Raw genomic sequence first — 16,671 nt, 5'->3', positions numbered from 1 at the left:
TGCCACCGTCGCGTTCCCGCACGATCGAGAAACGGCGTGAGCTGCGGCGACACTCTCCGTGTCTGTGGACAACCCGCGTGTCGTCCACAGGGCCCGCCGGCCGTCCCGCCCGCGTCGCAGGCTGCGAGCCATGACCCCGACCGACCGCCCCCGGCTCGCCGTCCGTTCCCCCGCCGACCTCATCGCCGCCGTGCCCTACCTGCTCGGCTTCCACCCCGCCGACAGCGTCGTCGTGGTGGCGATGCGGGGTCGCCGGATCACCTTCGCCGCCCGCGCCGACCTGCCCGACCTCGCCGACCCGCGCGACCCCGCCGGCCACCTCGCCGGCGTCGTCGCCCGGCAGCACGCCGAGACCGCCACGGTCCTGGGCTACGGGCCCGCACCGCTGGTCACCCCGGCCGTCGACGCCGTGCGCGCCGCGCTGACCGCCGCCGGGATGTCCGTGCTCGACGCCCTGCGCGTCACCGAGGGCCGCTACTGGTCGTACCTCTGCACCGAGCCGGAATGCTGCCCGCCCGACGGAACCCCCTACGACGTCGGTGCCAGCGAGGTCAGCGCGGCGGCCGTCTTCGCCGGCCAGGTCGCCCTGCCCGACCGGGCCGCCCTGGTCGCGCAGGTCGCCCCGGTGACTGGTCCCGCTCGCTCGGCCGTACGCCGGGCCACCGCCCGCGCCGAGCGACGCCTGGCGGACCTGCTCGACCGGGCGCCCGCGACCGACCCGCGCGGCGAGCGGGCACTCCGCTCCGCGGGGGTGGCAGCGGTACGCACCACGCTGCGCCGGCACCGGCGGGGGCAGCGGCTCACCGACGACGAGGTCGCCTGGCTGAGCGTGCTGCTGACCCACGTGCCGGTTCGCGACCACGCCTGGGAACGCACCGACGGGCGGGACGAGGACATCGCGCTCTGGGCTGACGTGCTGCGCCGGGCCGAGCCGGAGCTGATCGCCGCGCCAGCCGCGCTGCTGGCGTTCGCGGCGTGGCGGGCGGGGCAGGGGGCGCTGGCGGCGGTGGCCCTGGAACGCGCCCTGGCCGAGCACCCCGGCCACTCGATGGCGCTGCTCCTCGACGACCTGCTGCGCCGGGGCGTGCCGCCCTCCGAGCTGGACGGCTGGCCGGCGGTCGGAGCGCCCGGCGTGCTACGCCGCAGACGCAGCCGACGCGGTCCCCGCTGACTCCCGTCAGAGCATCCCGAGCGCGGCACCGATGACGGCCTGAGCGGTACGGCTGAGCTCCTCACCCTTGGCGTCGGTCCCGGTAATCGAGTACTGCGTCCGGAACCGGCCGTCGCGGGTGGCCGCCACGCCGGTCAGGTAGCCGAACCGGGAGCCCGTCTTGATCCACAGAAGTTCGCCTCCGGGCAGCGGGAACGCGGTGAGCCCGGCGCTGTACCGGGCCGGACCACCGGAGACGTCGGGGACCCCGGGCAGGGTGAACATCTCGGCCAGCTGGGCCGGCGGTACGACGCGGCCGGCGAAGAGCGCGGCGACGAACGTGTCCAGGTCAGCGAGGCTGGAGATGACGTTGCCGGAGGCCGGAGTGAAGGTCTGGCTCCACGTCGTGGCGTCCACCAGTTCGGTGGCTCCGTCGCGCACGACGGCCTGGTATCCGTGTGCGTGCGGACCGAGGATGCGCGGGTCGTCGCCGGGGGCGTACGTGTTTCGCAGGTGGAGCGGGCGGGCGATCCGCCGGTCCAGTTCCCGCGCGTACGGGTGGCCGGTGACCTTCTCCACCAGCAGGCCGGCGACGATGTAGCCCATGTTGGTGTAATGCTGCTTCGTCCCGGGCTCGAACTCCCGGGGGTTACGCAGGCCGAGTCGCACGATCTGCTCCGGGGTCCACCGGTCGTACCGGTGGGCGAGCTGCCACTCGATGCCGTCCGGCATGGTCGGGCTGGGGATGCCGTTGGTGTGGTCGAGCAGCTGGCGGACGGTGACGGTCGGGTAGTCGGCGGGCAGCAGCCCGGGTAGGTGACGCTGCACCGGGTCGGCCAGGTCGATGCGGCCCTCAGCGACCAGTTGCAGCACCAGTGCGGCGGTGAAGACCTTGGTGACGCTGCCGGTCCGGAAGCGTGCGTGCGGCGGCACGGGGGCCTGACTGCGCAGGTCACGGACGCCGGTGGCGCCGGTCCAGCAGCCGTCCGGGGTGATGATTCGGACCTGGGCGCTGGTGGCGTCGGAGTTGGGTAGTCCGGCGATCGCCTGTCGGAGTGGGCCGGGGTCGAGGGTGCCGGGGCGGCAGTCGGCGGCGGAGCGGGCCGGGGGTGCGGCGGTGACCGCGCCGGGGGCCACGACAGTCAGCACGGTGGCGAGCGCAGTCGCCACGAGGGCGGTCCGGCTGTTCATGATTTTCATGACATCGAGCCTTGTCTCCCGGTGCCGGTCGGGACATCGGGGAGATTCCCCTGGCGCACCCGGACCGGAAGACCGGGGAGAACCCCGCCAGGAAGGGGGCCGGCCGGCCCCCTTCCCCACCTCCACACGCGTCGGCGCAACGTGGCTGGCCGGGCGAGCCCGCGGCAGGTCAGGCCCGGCGACGTCCTGTTGCGACCCGGCTCAGCCCGCGTAGATCGTGGTCCACCCGGTGGCCCAGGCGAAGCAGGAACCGTTCTTGCCCAGGCCCTCGCGGGCGCGGATCTTGGTCACGTTGATGGCGAAACTGTAGTGGCCCGCACCGATCGGAGCGCTCTTGCCGCTTCCTTTGCTCATGTAGTCGATCTCGGTGCGGCCCGGATTCGAGGAGTAGCTGTAGTAGGCCTCGGTCTGCAGGCAGGCCGAGTAGCCGTCGGCGGCGGTGTCCTCCAGCGTGCCGCGCAGAATGACGCGTCCGTCCTCGACGCCGACAGACCCCGCTGCGTGCGCCCCCGCCACATCTCCGTTGGTGTGGTAGAGCGACCAGTTGGCGACGGCCAACGCTGGCGATGCCGTGAAAGCGAGGACGGCCGCGGTCGTCGCCGCACAGATGGTGAACCTACGGCCCGTGATGCGCATTGATCGCCTTTCCGGCTAGAAGGCCAGTGACTTGTAGCCGGACGCGTAGACGCACGTCCCGCTGCTGTTCGTGATGCCCTCGCGGGCTTTGATCGTGCTTACGTTGCTGGCAAAGCTGTAATGTCCGGCGCTGCCCAGGCTCTTGCTGTTGCCGTAGCCGCCCACCCGGTCGTACTCCCTGCGGGTGCCGCCGTCCGAGTAGGTCGCGAAGAACTCCAGGCAGGCGGACTTCCCATCGCTCTTGGTGTCCTCCAAGGTGCCAAACACGCACACCCGACCAAGGCCGTCGCACTGGGTGGTGGTGTATCCGTCGGCGTGCGCACCGACGACATCCCCGTCGCTGTGGTACAGCGTCCAGCACTTGCCGAAGAGGATGTCGCAGTCGGCTGCGGCAGCCGGGCTGGCGACGACCGCCGTCGACACGGCCAGCCCCACGACAACTGCCAGCAGTAGTCGTACTGGTTTCATCAGGGCTCCCTTTCCATGGGAATCGAGCGATCTCCCTTGGGCGACCGCAGAGTGCTCTCGTGCGGATCAGGTCAGCACTGGTGGGAAGCGGGCGGGTGCGGCAGGATCCAACCGTTGCTGCGCAGGAAGGATTCGGAGATGTAGCCCTGCTGCTGGGTGCCGGCCTTACGTACGTGCCACCAGAGCGGGCTCGTGACGCCGTGGGCGGTGATCTTCTCACCGACTCGGTAACAGTGCAGATAGACGTCAGATCCGCTGTTCCAGGTGCCGTTCGAACTGCAACTACGCCACGGGCCGCTGCGATAGTTGACGTCGTCGCCGACGGTTACGGCTGTCCAATTGCTCGGATTGGACCACGAATAACTGCAGGCGGCGGAAGCCGTGGGCGCCCCGGCGACAACGCCAGCGGCACCCGAAACGAGGACGAAGATCGAAGCCAACAATCTGCGCATGGCGCGTAGTGGACCATGGCCTTCGATCGTCCAACAAGCACAGTTGGCAGAAATACCGCGAAGGTCCACGGACGTGTACCGCGGAAGTTCAGGGGCGAATACCGCGAGAGTTTACGGCGAACCTACGACCCGTCCTCCTCGCACGTGACCCGCTGCCGGTAGCTGCTCAGGGAGAGGCCGAGTACCGACCGGAACTCGTTGGCGAGGTGGGCGTGATCGCTGTAGCCGAGGTCGGCGGCGACGGCGGCCAGGGTCGTGCCCGGGTCGGTGCGCAGGCGTTCGGCCGCCTCCTGCAGCCGACGCCTGCGGATCATCGTCGACGGCGGCAGCCCGACGTAGCGTCCCGCGAGCCGCTGCAACGAGCGGGTGGACAGGCACACGCGTACGGCGGCATCCTCGACCGTCCGGATCGCCGGATCCGTGTCGATGGCCTCGGCCATCGCGTTGGCCAGCAGCGCCTCGTCGTTCGGCGGTGGGATCGCGTCGCTGAGCCACCCCGCGAAGGCGTCGACGGCCCGGCGGTGCCGGGTCTGCCGGTCGCCCGGCCCGGTCATCTCGCGGTGCACCCGCTCGTGCAGGACGGGTAGGTCCACGGCCTCGTAGCGGTCCCGCAGGGCCGCCGGGTCCGCGACGAGGTGGGGTACGGCCGCCGGCCGCAGCAGGGCGCCGACGGCCCAGCCCGTTCCGGTGAGGTCACGGTACGAACTGCCGGTCGTCGGCCCGGAGATGCCGACCGCGTCCGGTTCGACGACGAGGTTGCAGGCGGGGAAGGCGATCAGATGCTGCCGGGAGGACCGCCCCGGCTGGATCTGCCACTCCGGGATCCAGAACCACCGCACCAGCTGCCGCACCGCATCCGGCGGCGGGAGCCGGTCGAACGTGGGCAGCCGCGCCGGGTAGAGGACACCCCGTGGGCTCGCCGCATCCGGGCCGGCCGGCTGGCGCGAATCTTCAAGCCGGCCCACGCCCGCCATTCCTACGATCGGTCACATGACTGCAACGAGCCGAGCCGCCGACGGTGAGCACACCACGAACGGTACGCCGCACGGCGCCACCAGCCTGACCCCCTTCCTGGCGATCCCCGACGCGCGCGGCGCCATCGACTTCTACCGGGACATCTTCGGTGCCCGGGTGGTCGACGTGACCGAGATGGGCGGAGTCGTGGCCCACGCCGTCCTCGACTTCGGCCACGGTCTGCTGCAACTCGGCGAGCCGATGCCCGACTACGGGCTCGTCGCGGCACCCGAGGGGGACCAGGACTGCTACTCGATGGGCCTCTACCGCCCCGACGTGGACGCCGTCGTCGCCCGGGCCGAGGCGGCCGGCGCCGTCGTCCGTGAGGCGCCGTCCACGTTCGTGTCCGGCGACCGGTTCGCCAGCATCAGGGACCCCTTCGGCGTACGGTGGTCGGTCATGACCCGGGTGGAGGATCTCTCCGAGAAGGAGAGCGCGCGCCGGGTCGCCGAATGGGCCGAGCAGCAGAACCAGGCGAGCTGACCCACCGTGCCGGGCCGAGCAACGCTCCCCGGGGAAGGCGAGCGTCGCTTGGAGACCTAACGTGTCGGACGTGAACGGTGCAGGCTGGTTGGCGGACACCCGGGACTCCTACGACACCGTTGCCGCCAGCTACGCGGAACTGGTGCGCGACCTCCTGGTCGACGCGCCCCACGAACGGGCGGCCCTGGCGTTGTTCGCCGAACTGGTGCTGACCGCCGGCGGAGGCCCGGTCGCCGACATCGGGTGCGGGCCCGGACGCGTCACCGCCCACCTGCATCGGCACGGCCTCGACGCCTTCGGCATCGACCTTTCCCCAGGGATGATCGAGGTGGCTCGGCGGGACCATCCCCACCTGCGCTTCGAGGTGGGCTCGATGACCGACCTCGCGCTCGCCGACGCCTCGGTCGCGGGCGTGATCGCCTGGTACTCGCTCATCCACATCCCGGACGACGAGATCGGCCGGGTCTTCGCGCACTTCCGACGGGTACTGCGCCCAGGGGGCCCGCTACTGCTCGGCTTCCACGTCGGCGACGGGTCACGGCTGAAGACGGAGGGCTACGGCGGCCATCCCATGAAGGTCCACGTCCACCACCGCCGGCCGGCACGGATGGCGGCCTGGCTGCGCGCGGCCGGGTTCGCGGTGGAGGCGGAGACGGTCGTGACCTCGCCCGAGAGCAGGCTCGGCGGAATCCTCTTCGCACGCCGGCATCCCTGACGAGTACTCCCGGAGCCGGTCAGGGGGTCGAGGAAGAACCGAGCGGGAACTGACCCCGGGGCTTGCTCCTACTGGCAGGACCTTCGGCCGTCGAGCCGTTCATCGACGATTCCACGAGGGCCGAGGCGAGGAGGGCGACAGCCGGATCATCGTCGTGGGTCAGTTGGTGCAGGGTGCCCCGCGCGAGGGCCGCCGGCAGTTCGGCGAGCGCCTGGGTCAGGCGTACCCGCGCCGGGGAGTCCGCAGTGCGGGTGGCGAGCGCGTCGACCAGTGCAGTCATGATCCGGTCCGCGCAGTCGGGCTCCAGTGACAGGCTTGCCAGGATCTCGGCCGCCTCGACGTCGTTCGCGCCTTCGACCACCATGTTGACGAGTGTCGGCACGGCTTCGGTCGCGCCACGCGTACCCAATGACAGAGCAGACTGCCTGCGTACCGTCGGATCCGAGTCCCCGAGCGCTTCCCCGAGCAGCGCGGTCGCCTCGTCACCGGGCAGCTCCGCGACTGCCCGGACCGCGCGCCGCCGGATGTCGACGTTTGCCGAGTGCACGCCGGGCGCCACGCTCGCGACCGCGTCACCGCCTGCCCGCGCGAGGGCCCATCGCAGAGCACCGGCGACATTCGGATCGGATTCGGCGAGGACCGCCCCAGCCAGCAGCCCGGTGGGGACCGACATGCCCTCGGCCGGGTTCAGGACGGTCTGCTGCCGGCGTGCGGCACTGGGCGAGTTGAGCCCGTGCAGAAGCTCGACGATGCGCAGGACGTCCTGCCAGCCGGAGGGTGCCGCGACATCGACGGTACGGAGTCGCGCGAGTAGCTCCTGCTCCCGCTTCAGTCGGTCTTCGGCCTTTTGGATGAGGCTGCCGACCAGCGCGGACGGCGCGAAAGCAGGATCTTCCAGAGCACGTCTGATCTGTCGCAGCGACAATCCCAGGGACCGCAGACTCTCCACGTGGAAGATCCGGCGGATGTCCTCGGTGGAGTATTCGCGGTAGCCGCCCACAGTGCGTCCTGTCGGTCGTACCAGCCCGAGGGAGTCGTAGTGCCTGAGCATTCGCGCACTCACCCCCGAGCGGCGTGCGACCTCGCCGATCAGCACGCTGTTCCCCCGACCTGTTCCGGGCCGAGCGCGACGATCCGGGTCGCCTCGTCAACGGCCGCGTCGAAACCGGCATCCGGGTCGCGCAGGAGCAGTTCCGTGGCGCGGGCATGGGCACTCACCGCTGGGTCGTCACTCGCCATGCCCGTCCGCAGGGCCGGCTCGATCACGTCTCCGAGTGCGACGAGTGCTCTGCTGAGACTCAGTCTGACATTCCGGTCACCGCGACCGAGTTGTGCAGCAAGCTCCGCGGCCAGCGCCTGCTGTTCCCCGTCAGGCACGAGGACGACGGCGGCACGCCACGCGCTTCGCGCGACCTCGTCGTCGGCGTCATGCAGCAACGACCGGGTGATTGCGGGGTACGCGCTCCTGTCGCCGATCTTGGATAGCGTGTGCAACGCCTGGCTACGGGCCTGAGCGCGCTCGGTGCCAAGCTCCGTGCGGAGTCTGGGGACCGTAATCTCCGCCGGGAGGCGGGTCAACGCCCAGGTGAGCATGTCGCGTACGAAGAAGTCCGGTTCGATCGCGCAGCGCGCCACGAGCGCGTCGACGAGGCCGGGTTCGGCGCGCGTGCCAACCGCCAGAGCCGCCTGGAGTCGCGTCGACGAGTTGTCGGCGCCCAACGCGTCGAGCAGCCGTTCGTCCTGGGAATTCCTGGGTGTCGCGTTGACGGGGACCACCTCCTGCATCCAGTGAAGGCCTTGTCACAGTGTCAACGTCAAGTGCGCGTGACGCCCGGGCGGCCGGTGTCAGACCGGCCTGAGTTCGAGCTGGAACCCTACGAGGAGCCGGAAGGGCTGGACGCCGACGTCGAGGTGCTGCGGTTCGTGTTCCGCACCCTGACCACGCCGCTCGACGAGCTGCCGCGCCGCACCGAGCTCCAGCGGGCGGTCGTCGATCACCTGAGCGCGGGCCGCCACTGGCACGTCCGGCGCGGCCGTTTCCCGATCTAGTGCCCCAGCCTCACTCCGGCCGGCTGCGGCTGCGTGGACGAAGGTCACTCCCTGAGCGTGCGCACCGCAGTCGAAGACACCGCAGCCAGTTCGGGCTGGGCAGGCAGAAATACCGTGGGGACACCGAGCGACTCGTTCATCGCGGCGAGCCGGTACTCGCTCTGCAGATCGGTGGTGTTCCGCAAGCCGCGGACGATCACTCCTACTCCGTGACGACGGCAGTAGGCGGAGGTCAACCCGCTCCAGGCCGCAACGCTGACGGAGGTCCACCCTGCCGGCAGGATGGCCCGGACCGCAGCCGCGCGCTCCTCTTCGTCGGTGCCCGGATTCTTGAAGCTGTTGATGGCGACGAGCACGACCACCTCGTCGAAGATGCGGCGTGCCCGGTCCACCACATCCAGATGCCCGGGAGTGAAGGGATCGAAGCTGCCGGGGTAGACCGCCCGCACACCTCTGCCGGTGCTCATGGCCCGACTGTAGGTATCGGCTGTCGGATCCGCTGGCCCCTGCCTGTGGGCAGTACGTCACAGCCACAGGGACTCGCCCTGCCGGGCGCAAGCAGCGACACCTTGGCCATGCCCTGAGCAGAATCGCTCGCTTCCCGAACTGCGCTGCGGGCAGGCTGTCGAGATGAAGGCGAGCTTCAGCGGTGAGGTGGCGACGTACTACGCGAGGCACCGGCGGGGTTACCCACCCGAGGTGCTCGACGCCCTCGTCGAAGCGTTCGGCCTCAGCGCCGAGGACACGGTGGTCGACCTCGGCTGCGGCACCGGCCAGTTGAGCCTCCCGCTCGCCGCCCGGGTCGGGGCCGTCGTCGGCGTGGACCCGGAGCCGGACATGCTGGTTCTGGCCCGCCAGGCCGCTCTCGACGCTGCGACGGTCAACACCACGTGGCTGCTCGGCACCGGCAACGACCTGCCCGCGCTGGGTCGGCTACTCGGCGACCGGACGATCGGCGCGCTGACCGCCGCCGTCGCCATCCACTTCATGGACCGCGACGCGCTGTTCAGGGCCGTCCGGCCGCTGCTGCGCCCCGGCGGCGGCGTCGCCGTCGTCACCAACGGAGCGCCGCTGTGGCTCCAGGACGCCGACTGGTCCAGGGCACTGCGCGAATGCCTGGAACGGCTGCTCGGGCACCCCGTCACAGCTGCCTGCCAAACCGACGACGCCGGCCGCCTACGCAACCGGGAAGCCCTCGTTCGCGCCGGCTACCGGTACGCGGAGTTGTCGGTGCAGTACGACGCACCGCTCACCGTCGATGACATGGTGGGCGGCGTCTTCTCCGCCCTGTCGACCGACCGGCTGCCGTCCACGCAGGGCCGGGCCACGTTTGCCGCAGAGATGCGCGACGCCCTCGGCGGACGCGACGAGGTCACCGAGCGGGTCCGCGTCTGGCTCCAGTTCGGTACGCCCGACTGAAGCCGCACCTCGCCCAGCCAAGCCTTCCACCTCCACGGCCCGCCGGCATCGGAGCGCGCCCCGGATGGTCAGGCCCGCTCGGCCAGCTCACCGACGAACGCGCGCCACGCCGCCACGTCATCGAACTGGGGGGAGCCGCCGGTCCAGCCAGGAGAGCAGGATCTGTGCGTACTGCGGGCTGATGCCGGCCAGGTTTTCGGCCTCGTGCAGGGTGGGCGCGTGGTCGCAGCCGGCCAGCCGGGCGATGGTCAGGTCTGCCGCAACGGCCGCCCGGCGCCACACCGTCAGGCTCTCCTCGATCGGGATCCAGGCGTCGGTGTCGCCGTAGCAGAGCAACACCGGGCAGGTCAGCGCCGCGAATACCGGTTCCGGATCGAAGTCCATGTCGGCCCAGGCGCCGGGCTCCGGCACCTCGCGCGGCAGGAACGCCAGCGGAAACCAGGGCCGCTCGACGGCGGCGTCCAACTCCGCCTGGGCGACCGCCCGCGACAGCCCACCGCGAAGGTACGCCTCTGCGACCCCACGCAGCCGGTCCAGCTCGGCGAGGTCGGCGTCGCCGTACCCGTGGCGGCGAAGTTGCTCGGCGGTGCCGTACCGCATCTGCCGTGCGGGGCTGACCCCGCTGCACCCGACGAGCACGAGGAGGTCGACCGGGTGGCGGCTGGCGGTCAGCGCCGCCGCCCAGGCCCCCTGGCTGAACCCCCACAGCCCGACCGGGACGTCACCGACCTGCCGGCGTAGCACGTCCAGGGCCGCCGCCGCATCGTCGGCCTGGGCGTTCATCGGCACGTCGCGTCCGTCGATCCGGGGGCGCCGGTCGTAGCGCAGCACCGCGATGCCGGCAGGCGGCAGCAGCCGGGCCAGGTGCTCATAGAGAAAGTACGACCGGTTGTCGGCGTGGGAGCCGTGCAGCACGGCGAGGGCGCCCCGGGCCGGCCCGGCCGGCAGGGTCAGGGTGGCGGGGAGTTGCTGCTCGCCGACGCTCAGCTCCATGCCGGGCAGTCAAGCACCGACCGGGCGTCTCCGTCTCGCCCAGTGAGGAGCTGGCGGCGCGCCGATCCGGTCCACCGCCAGGATCGGGCGGCCCTTGCGGCTCGCGTGGGACTGTCGAGCTGATGTCGCAGACGATTCACCGCCATCTGGTGTCGCAGCGAACCAGGCATCGCCTGATGTCACAGACGACTCAGCTCGACAGCGTCGAGCGACCTGTTCGCCCGCGGGCGGGCTCCGCCACCGCCGCACGAGGCGCGGATCACCCGGTCGAGGCTGCGTGACGAGGCGCCAGCTCGACTGCTGGCGGTTACGAGCCGTCTCCCGCGCGGCGCTCGGGTTTGGCTGGGTGTCCGCGATCCTGCTCGCCCGCGCCGGGCCCGACGTGCGCTTCCGACGTCAGGCCCGCTCGGCCAGTTCGGCGACGAACGCGCGCCACGCCGCCGGTGCGAAGGTGAGCGCCGGGCCGGCCGGGTCCTTCGAGTCGCGGACGGCGACGACGCCGGGAAGATTGTCGGCGACCTCGACGCAGGCGCCGCCGTTCGAGCTGCTGCGGGTGCTCTTGCGCCACTGCGCGCCGGTCAGGTCAGCCATGATCGCGCTCTCAACAGGTCGATGGTCTGGTCTCGCGGCAGCGCGACCGATCTCACGGTATCCCAGACCGCCCAGAGCGGAGCAACGTCATTCGTGAGACGGCCGGTGGCTTGGTCATCGAGGTAGCCGACCTCGCCGTCGGGCGTGCTGGCGATGATGAACGGCCCAGCCTGCCCGGGGTGCAGCCCGGCACGGAGAGGAAGCACGTGGATCATGACGTTCGGACGCCGGGCAAGCTCGATCAGGTGATCAAGCTGCGGTTGCATGACCTCGGGCTCTCCCCGCCGGAGCGCAGCCTCGTCGATCACGAAGACCAGGAGAGGAGGACGTGGACGGTCGAGCACGGCGGCCTGCCGGCGTAGCCGGGCGTCGACATAGGCTTCCGCGTCAGCCATCAGCGGCCCGCTGGTGAGGACCACCCTGGCGTAGTCCTCGGTCTGTAGGAGGCCCGGGAGGACGGCTGACTCGAACCACCGCAGCCCGGACGCCTCACGCTCGATCTCGGTCCACGGTCTGAACCACGCTGGCTCTCTTCGCTTCAGTGCGTCCGGCCAGAGCTCTTCTATGTCCTTGTTCAGGATCTCGGCGACCCGGGCACGGTGACGGGTCTGCGGGATTCGTCCCTGACTCACCCAGCGCGCCGCCGTCTTCGGATCGACGCCGATCTGAGCTGCGAGGCTCTCCGCAGTCTCGCCGGCCTTCGCCATCGCTACCTGAACCGCCCGGTTCATCCCTGCTCCTCGCCTGAACGTCCTGAATATCCCAGGTACAGACTGCTACGCGGTGTGATCGGCTGGCAACCCTCGGCAGGGTGCCTTGTAGACGGCGCGAGCCGGTGGAGGCATCCCGAGGCCCGCCGGTCGTGCCGCGAGGGGGTCGCCGCCGGGCGAGCATCCGTGGCGGCCCCCTCCTCCACCGACGGACGAGGGGGAAGACCTTGCCGGAGCGCCAGCCGCCGCCAGGGCTGGAACCGAAGCCGGACCCCAAGCCCGTGCTGCGGCAGATCAGGTCGGGTGACGTGCTGTACCTGACCCGGTCCGCGAGCCCGCAGTTCGTCCGTCCGATCTCCGTGCGCGTGATCCGCGTCCTGACCGACTGGCACACGTACCACGGTTGGCGCTGGATCGACGTCTACCAGCTGGGCGCGCGCGGCGACGCCGTGGACCGGCGCTCGCTCTACGTGTGGTGCGAGGGGGTCCGCTGGCGTACCGCAGCTCCGGCCTCGCCGGCGACGGCCCGCCGGCGGGTCCCGGCATGAACCGGCGCCGCGCCCACCTGCCCACCCGGCCCACCTGGCGCTGCGCGGCCTGCGGGATCGCCTGGCCGTGCTCGGCGGCGAAGCTGCGGCTGCTCGCCGAGTACCGGACGGACCGGCCTGATGGCCCACCTCGACCACCTGCGCACCTTCCTGATGTACGAGCCCCGGGGCCCGGCCCTGCTGATCCACCTGGCGACCCTCCAGGCCGAGGCGGGCGAGGAACTCGCCGCGCTGGACCACGCCACGACGCCGGCCGGTCTGACCGCCCGCTTCACCGCCTGGGCCCGCCCGCGCTGACCGCCGCCGAAGGCGCCACCGGGAGCGACGGTGTGGCGTTCTCCGTCGAAAGATGTAGGGGATGTTCGTTCCGTAAGGCGAGTCGGTGGGTACGACGCCGGCACAGAATGGGTCCGTGCCCCAACCCATCGCAAGCACCGCATGAGCGTCGGACTGCTGCTGTCGCTCGCCGGCCTGGCCCTGGTCGACAGCACGAGCATCGGCACACTCTTCATCCCCGTCTGGCTGCTGCTCGCTCCCGGGCAGGTCAACGCCCGCCGGATCCTCGTCTACCTCGGCACGATCGTCGTCTTCTACTTCGGCGTCGGGCTGCTGCTCGCCCTCGGCGGCAGCCGGCTGGCCGACGTCCTCGGCGGGGCGATGGACAACCGGCCGGTGCTCTGGGCACAGCTCGTCCTCGGGGTCGGGCTGTTCCTGCTCAGCTTCCGCTACGACAGCAAGCGGCGTCCGCGCAGCGGCGGGGTGCTGCGCTGGCGGGACCGGGCCACCGCCGGCGACTCCTCCGCGCGGTGGCTGGTGGGGCTGGCGCTGCTCGCCGCGCTCGCGGAGGTGGCGACGATGCTGCCGTACCTCGGCGCGGTCGGCCTGCTGACCACCTCGGGTCTCGGCGCGGCCGAGATGGTGGGGCTGCTCGCCGGCTACTGCCTGGTCATGGTCCTGCCGGCGGTGCTGCTGCTGGCGGCCCGGATGGCGCTGCCGAGGCTGATCGAGCCGGTGCTGGCCCGGCTCAACGCCTGGATCATGCGAACCTCGGGCAGCATGCTCGGCTGGATCCTCGGCATCGCCGGCTTCCTGGTGGCCCGCGACGCCGCGGTCCGGCTGGGGCTGTTCGACTAGGCCGGCGGATCAGGTGGTGATCCGGTCGGGGCGGGCGTAGACGTTCATCGTGTCGCCGCGCAGGAAGCCGACCAGCGTCAGCCCGGCCTCCTCGGCCAGCTCCACCGCCAGGGTGCTCGGCGCGGAGACCGCCGCGAGCAGCGGCACCCCCGCCATCCACGCCTTCTGGGTCAGCTCGAAGCTCGCCCGCCCGGAGACCAGCAGGACGTGCCCGGCCAGCGGCAGCCGCCGCTCGCGGAGCGCCCAGCCGACCACCTTGTCGACGGCGTTGTGCCGGCCCACATCCTCGCGCAGCACCACCAGGTCGCCGTCGGCGGTGAACAGGCCCGCGGCGTGCAGGCCGCCCGTGCGGTCGAAGCCGCGCTGCGCCGCGCGCAGCCGGTCCGGCAGCGCGGTCAGGACCGCCGCCGGCACGGTCAGCGGGTCGTCGCCCACCGCGAAGACCGATCGGGTACGCACGGCGTCGATGCTCGCCTTGCCGCACACCCCGCAGGAGCTGGTGGTGTAGAAGTTCCGGGCCGGATCGACGGCGGGTTCGGGCACGCCGGGCGACAGCACCACGTCCACCACGTTGTACGTGTTGGGTGTCTCCGCGCCGGCGCAGAGCTGCGCGGTGCGCACGTCGTCGGCGGAGCGGATCAGCCCCTCGGTCAGCAGGAAGCCGATCGCCAGGTCGAGGTCGTCGCCCGGAGTGCGCATGGTCACCGCGAGCGGCCGTCGCCGGCCGGGACCGGCCGCACCGACCCGGATCTCCAGCGGTTCCTCCACGGCGAGGCTGTCCTGCCAACGTACCGAGGCGCGGCCCGTCGCCGCCGCGTCGAGGTCGATGCGGAGCACGCCGCGCCGGTCAGTCGCCCGTCCCATCCCGCCATCCTGCACCCCGGGGTCGGGGCGCCGCGCGGCGACGGCCCGTCCGTCGACCCGCTGCGTGGCGTCGAACGCCGGTGTTCGACTTCGAGCAGGCGGTCTCGACCCGCCGCCACACCGCCCTGCCGAGGCGTCGCGCGGCTACCGTGACCGGATGGACGCGTACGCGGCGGTGGTGCTGGCGGGCGGCGCCGCGCGGCGGATGGGTGGCGTGGACAAGCCCGCCCGGACGGTCGGCGGCCTGCCGATGCGGGACCGGGTGCTGGCCGCGGTCGCCGATGCCGCGCCGCGCATCCTGGTCGGCCCGCCCGGGCCGGTGCCCGCCGGGGTTCGGGTGACCCGGGAGGAACCGCCGGGCGGCGGCCCCGTCGCCGCCGCCGCGGCCGGGCTGGCCCTGCTCGACCCCGGTACGCCGGTGGTCGCTCTGCTCGCCGCCGACCTGCCCCTGCTCACCCGCGCGGCGGTCGGGGAGTTGCTCGACCGTCTCGACGCCGGTCACGACGGCGCCTGCTACGTCGACGGCGACGGGTGGCGGCAGACCCTCTGCGGGGTGTGGCGGGTGGCCCCGCTGCGCGCCGCCCTGGACCGCCTCGCCGCCGAGCGCGCCAGCGGGCAGCCCGACGGGTCCGCCGCGACGCTGGCGGGGGCACCGATCAGGGCGCTGCTCGCCGGGCTGCGGGTGCGCGAGGTGCCGTGGTCCGGTGCCGGCCCGCCGCCCTGGTTCGACTGCGACACTGACGAGGACGTACGCCGGGCGGAGGAGTGGACGCGATGACGGTCATGGACGACTGGGTGACGGCGGCCTGTGCCGAGCTGGACCTGGACCCCGCCCAGGTGCCGGTGCCGGCCGTGCTCGACCTGGCCAAGGACGTGGCGCACCAGGTGCTGCGGCCGGGCGCGCCCGTCACCGCGTACCTGCTCGGGCTGGCGGTCGGGCGGGGCGCGGACCCGGCCGGCGCCGCGGCCCGGCTCAGCGCGCTGGCCGCCGCCTGGCCGGTCGAGCTCGGCGCCGAACGCGCGGGCGGAACACCCGCCTGACCTCCGCTGTCCGATCACGGTCGGCCTGATTCGTCTCCCCCGTTCCGTGGGTAGGGTGACCTTGACGGACGGAGGCGATCATGACGGCAGACCACCCCTCGGCGCCGGGCGGCGACTCGCCCGGCACCCTGCCGGCGCACCACGAGCCGATCCTGCTCGACGAGCCCAGTACGGCCGACCTGCGGGCCAAGGTCACCCAGGCCTGGCACGAGTTCGCCCGGGCGCTCGCCGAGCGGTTGGCGGCGCTGCCCACGGGCACGCACGTCGCGCTGACCCTCGACCCCACCGCCTCCGGCACCGGCGACGCGGTCTACTCGGTCAGCATCGACGTCGGTGAGGAGGGCCGGCTTGCCGCCCGCGCGGTCGGCAACGCGACCCTGCCGGAGGGCTACCGGCTGGACCGGGCCGCCGTGGCGGACATGATCGCGCTCGGCTGGTCGCCGCCCGGCGTGGTGGAGGGCTCCGGCGAGCACTTCGGGCTGGACGGCGGCACCGCCGAGGCGACCCGACTGGCGGCCCTGCTCACCCGGACGCTGCGCGACGTCTACGGCGCCCCGCACCCCGCCTTCCTCGTCTACCTCATCCACGACGCCGAGGGTGAGCCGTTGCCGGTGGAGCCGCTGGGCACCGCCCGCAGCGAGTTCGGTCCGGACCGCAACGTCGAGGCCGACCTGGACGAGGCGCTCGCGGCGGCCGCCGCCGCCCAGGCGCCCGAGCACGACGTCGCCGCGCTCGCCGAGCAGGTCCGCACGGTCGTCTCGACCATGCTCAAGTCGGACTCGGACCGGTTGCAGGTCGACTCCGACGGCGACATCAACATCCGTGCCGGCTCGGCGATGGTCTTCGTCCGGGTCCGCGACAACCCGCCGCTGGTGGACGTCTTCTCCCCGGTGCTGACCGAGGTCGAGCCGACCGAGCGGCTCTACGTGAAGCTCTCCGAGCTGACCAACCGGATGCCGATCGGCCGGCTCTACTGCGCCGACGACACCGTGTGGGCGTCCATCCCCGTCTTCGGCCGCAACTTCCAGGCCACCCACCTCATGCTCGCGGTCCAGGTGATGACCGGGCTCGCGGACGAGCTGGACGACCGCCTGCACGGCGAGTTCGGCGGGAAGCGGTTCTTCGGCGAGGGGGACAAGCCGGTCAAGCGGGACCAGGAGGAACACCGCACCGGCATGTACCTCTGAGCCACGCCCGCCCTCGG

The 16,671-nt window shown here is 72.0% G+C and carries 23 protein-coding genes; 11 read left to right on the top strand and 12 right to left on the bottom strand.

Annotation, left to right across the window (positions count from 1 at the left end; genetic code table 11):
- Window positions 1–130: 130 nt before the first annotated feature.
- Window positions 131–1,171, top strand: a complete 1,041-nt coding sequence (locus ACLQ22_RS11470) for a DUF4192 domain-containing protein (RefSeq protein WP_425692261.1) — start codon at window positions 131–133, stop codon at window positions 1,169–1,171.
- 6 nt (window positions 1,172–1,177) lie between these two features.
- Here ACLQ22_RS11470 and ACLQ22_RS11465 read toward each other — a convergent pair whose 3' ends face one another.
- The 5 genes from ACLQ22_RS11465 to ACLQ22_RS11445 form a co-directional block, all read right to left on the bottom strand.
- A complete protein-coding gene (locus ACLQ22_RS11465) occupies window positions 1,178–2,350 on the bottom strand; it encodes a serine hydrolase domain-containing protein (RefSeq protein WP_425692260.1) in 1,173 nt (390 codons plus the stop codon).
- Between the two features lie 201 nt (window positions 2,351–2,551).
- A complete protein-coding gene (locus tag ACLQ22_RS11460) occupies window positions 2,552–2,986 on the bottom strand; it encodes a hypothetical protein (RefSeq protein WP_327030015.1) in 435 nt (144 codons plus the stop codon).
- A 15-nt stretch (window positions 2,987–3,001) separates the two neighbouring features.
- Window positions 3,002–3,454 (bottom strand): hypothetical protein, encoded by a 453-nt coding sequence (locus tag ACLQ22_RS11455; RefSeq protein WP_425692259.1) that lies wholly within the window; start codon window positions 3,452–3,454, stop codon window positions 3,002–3,004.
- 71 nt (window positions 3,455–3,525) lie between these two features.
- Window positions 3,526–3,906, bottom strand: coding sequence for a hypothetical protein (locus ACLQ22_RS11450; RefSeq protein ID WP_425692258.1), 381 nt, complete (start codon window positions 3,904–3,906; stop codon window positions 3,526–3,528).
- Between the two features lie 122 nt (window positions 3,907–4,028).
- Window positions 4,029–4,871, bottom strand: coding sequence for a helix-turn-helix domain-containing protein (locus ACLQ22_RS11445; RefSeq protein ID WP_425692257.1), 843 nt, complete (start codon window positions 4,869–4,871; stop codon window positions 4,029–4,031).
- A 25-nt stretch (window positions 4,872–4,896) separates the two neighbouring features.
- On the opposite strand from ACLQ22_RS11445, the gene ACLQ22_RS11440 reads away from it, so the two are divergent.
- Window positions 4,897–5,403 (top strand): VOC family protein, encoded by a 507-nt coding sequence (locus tag ACLQ22_RS11440; RefSeq protein WP_425692256.1) that lies wholly within the window; start codon window positions 4,897–4,899, stop codon window positions 5,401–5,403.
- 70 nt (window positions 5,404–5,473) lie between these two features.
- Window positions 5,474–6,118 carry a class I SAM-dependent DNA methyltransferase gene (locus tag ACLQ22_RS11435; protein ID WP_425692255.1) on the top strand — a complete coding sequence of 215 codons (645 nt, stop codon included), beginning with the start codon at window positions 5,474–5,476 and terminating at the stop codon, window positions 6,116–6,118.
- Window positions 6,119–6,137: 19 nt separating this feature from the next.
- Here the strand turns inward: ACLQ22_RS11435 and ACLQ22_RS11430 are convergent, their stop codons facing one another.
- The gene (locus tag ACLQ22_RS11430) at window positions 6,138–7,214 is read right to left on the bottom strand and encodes a MerR family transcriptional regulator (protein WP_425692254.1); all 1,077 of its coding nucleotides are present in this window, start codon (window positions 7,212–7,214) and stop codon (window positions 6,138–6,140) included.
- A complete protein-coding gene (locus ACLQ22_RS11425; RefSeq protein WP_425692253.1) occupies window positions 7,208–7,903 on the bottom strand; it encodes a HEAT repeat domain-containing protein in 696 nt (231 codons plus the stop codon). The genes ACLQ22_RS11430 and ACLQ22_RS11425 overlap by 7 nt, the downstream gene beginning before the upstream one ends.
- 57 nt (window positions 7,904–7,960) lie before the next feature.
- On the opposite strand from ACLQ22_RS11425, the gene ACLQ22_RS11420 reads away from it, so the two are divergent.
- On the top strand, window positions 7,961–8,167 hold the full coding sequence (locus ACLQ22_RS11420) for a hypothetical protein (RefSeq protein ID WP_425692252.1): 207 nt from the start codon (window positions 7,961–7,963) through the stop codon (window positions 8,165–8,167).
- Between the two features lie 44 nt (window positions 8,168–8,211).
- Here the strand turns inward: ACLQ22_RS11420 and coaD are convergent, their stop codons facing one another.
- The gene (gene coaD / locus ACLQ22_RS11415) at window positions 8,212–8,634 is read right to left on the bottom strand and encodes a pantetheine-phosphate adenylyltransferase (protein WP_425692251.1); all 423 of its coding nucleotides are present in this window, start codon (window positions 8,632–8,634) and stop codon (window positions 8,212–8,214) included.
- 163 nt (window positions 8,635–8,797) lie between these two features.
- On the opposite strand from coaD, the gene ACLQ22_RS11410 reads away from it, so the two are divergent.
- Entirely contained in the window at window positions 8,798–9,586 is a 789-nt protein-coding gene (locus tag ACLQ22_RS11410) for a class I SAM-dependent methyltransferase (protein ID WP_425692250.1), read from the top strand.
- 117 nt (window positions 9,587–9,703) lie between these two features.
- Here ACLQ22_RS11410 and ACLQ22_RS11405 read toward each other — a convergent pair whose 3' ends face one another.
- The 3 genes from ACLQ22_RS11405 to ACLQ22_RS11395 form a co-directional block, all read right to left on the bottom strand.
- A complete protein-coding gene (locus tag ACLQ22_RS11405) occupies window positions 9,704–10,579 on the bottom strand; it encodes an alpha/beta hydrolase family protein (protein WP_425692249.1) in 876 nt (291 codons plus the stop codon).
- Between the two features lie 396 nt (window positions 10,580–10,975).
- Window positions 10,976–11,170, bottom strand: a complete 195-nt coding sequence (locus tag ACLQ22_RS11400) for a DUF397 domain-containing protein (protein ID WP_425692248.1) — start codon at window positions 11,168–11,170, stop codon at window positions 10,976–10,978.
- Window positions 11,158–11,901: a Scr1 family TA system antitoxin-like transcriptional regulator gene (locus tag ACLQ22_RS11395; protein ID WP_425692247.1), complete on the bottom strand. Its 744-nt coding sequence runs from the start codon at window positions 11,899–11,901 to the stop codon at window positions 11,158–11,160. Before ACLQ22_RS11395 ends, ACLQ22_RS11400 begins: the two co-directional genes overlap by 13 nt.
- A gap of 206 nt (window positions 11,902–12,107) precedes the next feature.
- Here ACLQ22_RS11395 and ACLQ22_RS11390 point away from each other — a divergent pair, with 206 nt between their 5' ends.
- The 3 genes from ACLQ22_RS11390 (at window position 12,108) to ACLQ22_RS11380 (ending at window position 13,562) form a co-directional block, all read left to right on the top strand.
- Window positions 12,108–12,428 carry a hypothetical protein gene (locus ACLQ22_RS11390; protein WP_425692246.1) on the top strand — a complete coding sequence of 107 codons (321 nt, stop codon included), beginning with the start codon at window positions 12,108–12,110 and terminating at the stop codon, window positions 12,426–12,428.
- 120 nt (window positions 12,429–12,548) lie between these two features.
- Complete coding sequence (locus ACLQ22_RS11385) at window positions 12,549–12,725, top strand: hypothetical protein (RefSeq protein ID WP_425692245.1); 177 nt, start codon at window positions 12,549–12,551, stop codon at window positions 12,723–12,725.
- A 141-nt stretch (window positions 12,726–12,866) separates the two neighbouring features.
- A complete protein-coding gene (locus ACLQ22_RS11380) occupies window positions 12,867–13,562 on the top strand; it encodes a GAP family protein (protein ID WP_425692244.1) in 696 nt (231 codons plus the stop codon).
- Window positions 13,563–13,571: 9 nt separating this feature from the next.
- On the opposite strand, the gene fdhD is transcribed toward ACLQ22_RS11380, so the two are convergent.
- On the bottom strand, window positions 13,572–14,426 hold the full coding sequence (fdhD, locus tag ACLQ22_RS11375) for a formate dehydrogenase accessory sulfurtransferase FdhD (RefSeq protein WP_425692243.1): 855 nt from the start codon (window positions 14,424–14,426) through the stop codon (window positions 13,572–13,574).
- A 157-nt stretch (window positions 14,427–14,583) separates the two neighbouring features.
- On the opposite strand from fdhD, the gene mobA reads away from it, so the two are divergent.
- From mobA to ACLQ22_RS11360, 3 genes are all read left to right on the top strand, one after another.
- The gene (gene mobA / locus ACLQ22_RS11370; RefSeq protein ID WP_425692242.1) at window positions 14,584–15,204 is read left to right on the top strand and encodes a molybdenum cofactor guanylyltransferase; all 621 of its coding nucleotides are present in this window, start codon (window positions 14,584–14,586) and stop codon (window positions 15,202–15,204) included.
- Window positions 15,201–15,467 (top strand): DUF6457 domain-containing protein, encoded by a 267-nt coding sequence (locus tag ACLQ22_RS11365; RefSeq protein ID WP_416606308.1) that lies wholly within the window; start codon window positions 15,201–15,203, stop codon window positions 15,465–15,467. Before mobA ends, ACLQ22_RS11365 begins: the two co-directional genes overlap by 4 nt.
- 80 nt (window positions 15,468–15,547) lie before the next feature.
- Window positions 15,548–16,654, top strand: a complete 1,107-nt coding sequence (locus ACLQ22_RS11360) for a T3SS (YopN, CesT) and YbjN peptide-binding chaperone 1 (protein WP_425692241.1) — start codon at window positions 15,548–15,550, stop codon at window positions 16,652–16,654.
- The last annotated feature ends 17 nt before the right edge of the window (window positions 16,655–16,671 follow it).

The organism is Micromonospora sp. DT178, assembly GCF_049841695.1.
Classification (GTDB): domain Bacteria; phylum Actinomycetota; class Actinomycetes; order Mycobacteriales; family Micromonosporaceae; genus Micromonospora.
Note: the sequence above shows the minus strand (reverse complement) of the source record. Positions and strands in the feature narration are given on the sequence as shown.

What these genes read in the sequence shown, in the direction of transcription:
- ACLQ22_RS11470 (WP_425692261.1), top strand. Translation starts at nt 131, where the DNA reads ATGACCCCGACCGACCGCCCCCGGCTCGCCGTCCGTTCCCCCGCCGAC.
- ACLQ22_RS11465 (WP_425692260.1), bottom strand. Translation starts at nt 2,350, where the DNA reads ATGAAAATCATGAACAGCCGGACCGCCCTCGTGGCGACTGCGCTCGCC.
- ACLQ22_RS11460 (WP_327030015.1), bottom strand. Translation starts at nt 2,986, where the DNA reads ATGCGCATCACGGGCCGTAGGTTCACCATCTGTGCGGCGACGACCGCG.
- ACLQ22_RS11455 (WP_425692259.1), bottom strand. Translation starts at nt 3,454, where the DNA reads ATGAAACCAGTACGACTACTGCTGGCAGTTGTCGTGGGGCTGGCCGTG.
- ACLQ22_RS11450 (WP_425692258.1), bottom strand. Translation starts at nt 3,906, where the DNA reads ATGCGCAGATTGTTGGCTTCGATCTTCGTCCTCGTTTCGGGTGCCGCT.
- ACLQ22_RS11440 (WP_425692256.1), top strand. Translation starts at nt 4,897, where the DNA reads ATGACTGCAACGAGCCGAGCCGCCGACGGTGAGCACACCACGAACGGT.
- ACLQ22_RS11425 (WP_425692253.1), bottom strand. Translation starts at nt 7,903, where the DNA reads ATGCAGGAGGTGGTCCCCGTCAACGCGACACCCAGGAATTCCCAGGAC.
- coaD (WP_425692251.1), bottom strand. Translation starts at nt 8,634, where the DNA reads ATGAGCACCGGCAGAGGTGTGCGGGCGGTCTACCCCGGCAGCTTCGAT.
- ACLQ22_RS11410 (WP_425692250.1), top strand. Translation starts at nt 8,798, where the DNA reads ATGAAGGCGAGCTTCAGCGGTGAGGTGGCGACGTACTACGCGAGGCAC.
- ACLQ22_RS11405 (WP_425692249.1), bottom strand. Translation starts at nt 10,579, where the DNA reads ATGGAGCTGAGCGTCGGCGAGCAGCAACTCCCCGCCACCCTGACCCTG.
- ACLQ22_RS11400 (WP_425692248.1), bottom strand. Translation starts at nt 11,170, where the DNA reads ATGGCTGACCTGACCGGCGCGCAGTGGCGCAAGAGCACCCGCAGCAGC.
- ACLQ22_RS11395 (WP_425692247.1), bottom strand. Translation starts at nt 11,901, where the DNA reads ATGAACCGGGCGGTTCAGGTAGCGATGGCGAAGGCCGGCGAGACTGCG.
- ACLQ22_RS11385 (WP_425692245.1), top strand. Translation starts at nt 12,549, where the DNA reads ATGGCCCACCTCGACCACCTGCGCACCTTCCTGATGTACGAGCCCCGG.
- ACLQ22_RS11380 (WP_425692244.1), top strand. Translation starts at nt 12,867, where the DNA reads ATGAGCGTCGGACTGCTGCTGTCGCTCGCCGGCCTGGCCCTGGTCGAC.
- fdhD (WP_425692243.1), bottom strand. Translation starts at nt 14,426, where the DNA reads ATGGGACGGGCGACTGACCGGCGCGGCGTGCTCCGCATCGACCTCGAC.
- mobA (WP_425692242.1), top strand. Translation starts at nt 14,584, where the DNA reads ATGGACGCGTACGCGGCGGTGGTGCTGGCGGGCGGCGCCGCGCGGCGG.
- ACLQ22_RS11365 (WP_416606308.1), top strand. Translation starts at nt 15,201, where the DNA reads ATGACGGTCATGGACGACTGGGTGACGGCGGCCTGTGCCGAGCTGGAC.
- ACLQ22_RS11360 (WP_425692241.1), top strand. Translation starts at nt 15,548, where the DNA reads ATGACGGCAGACCACCCCTCGGCGCCGGGCGGCGACTCGCCCGGCACC.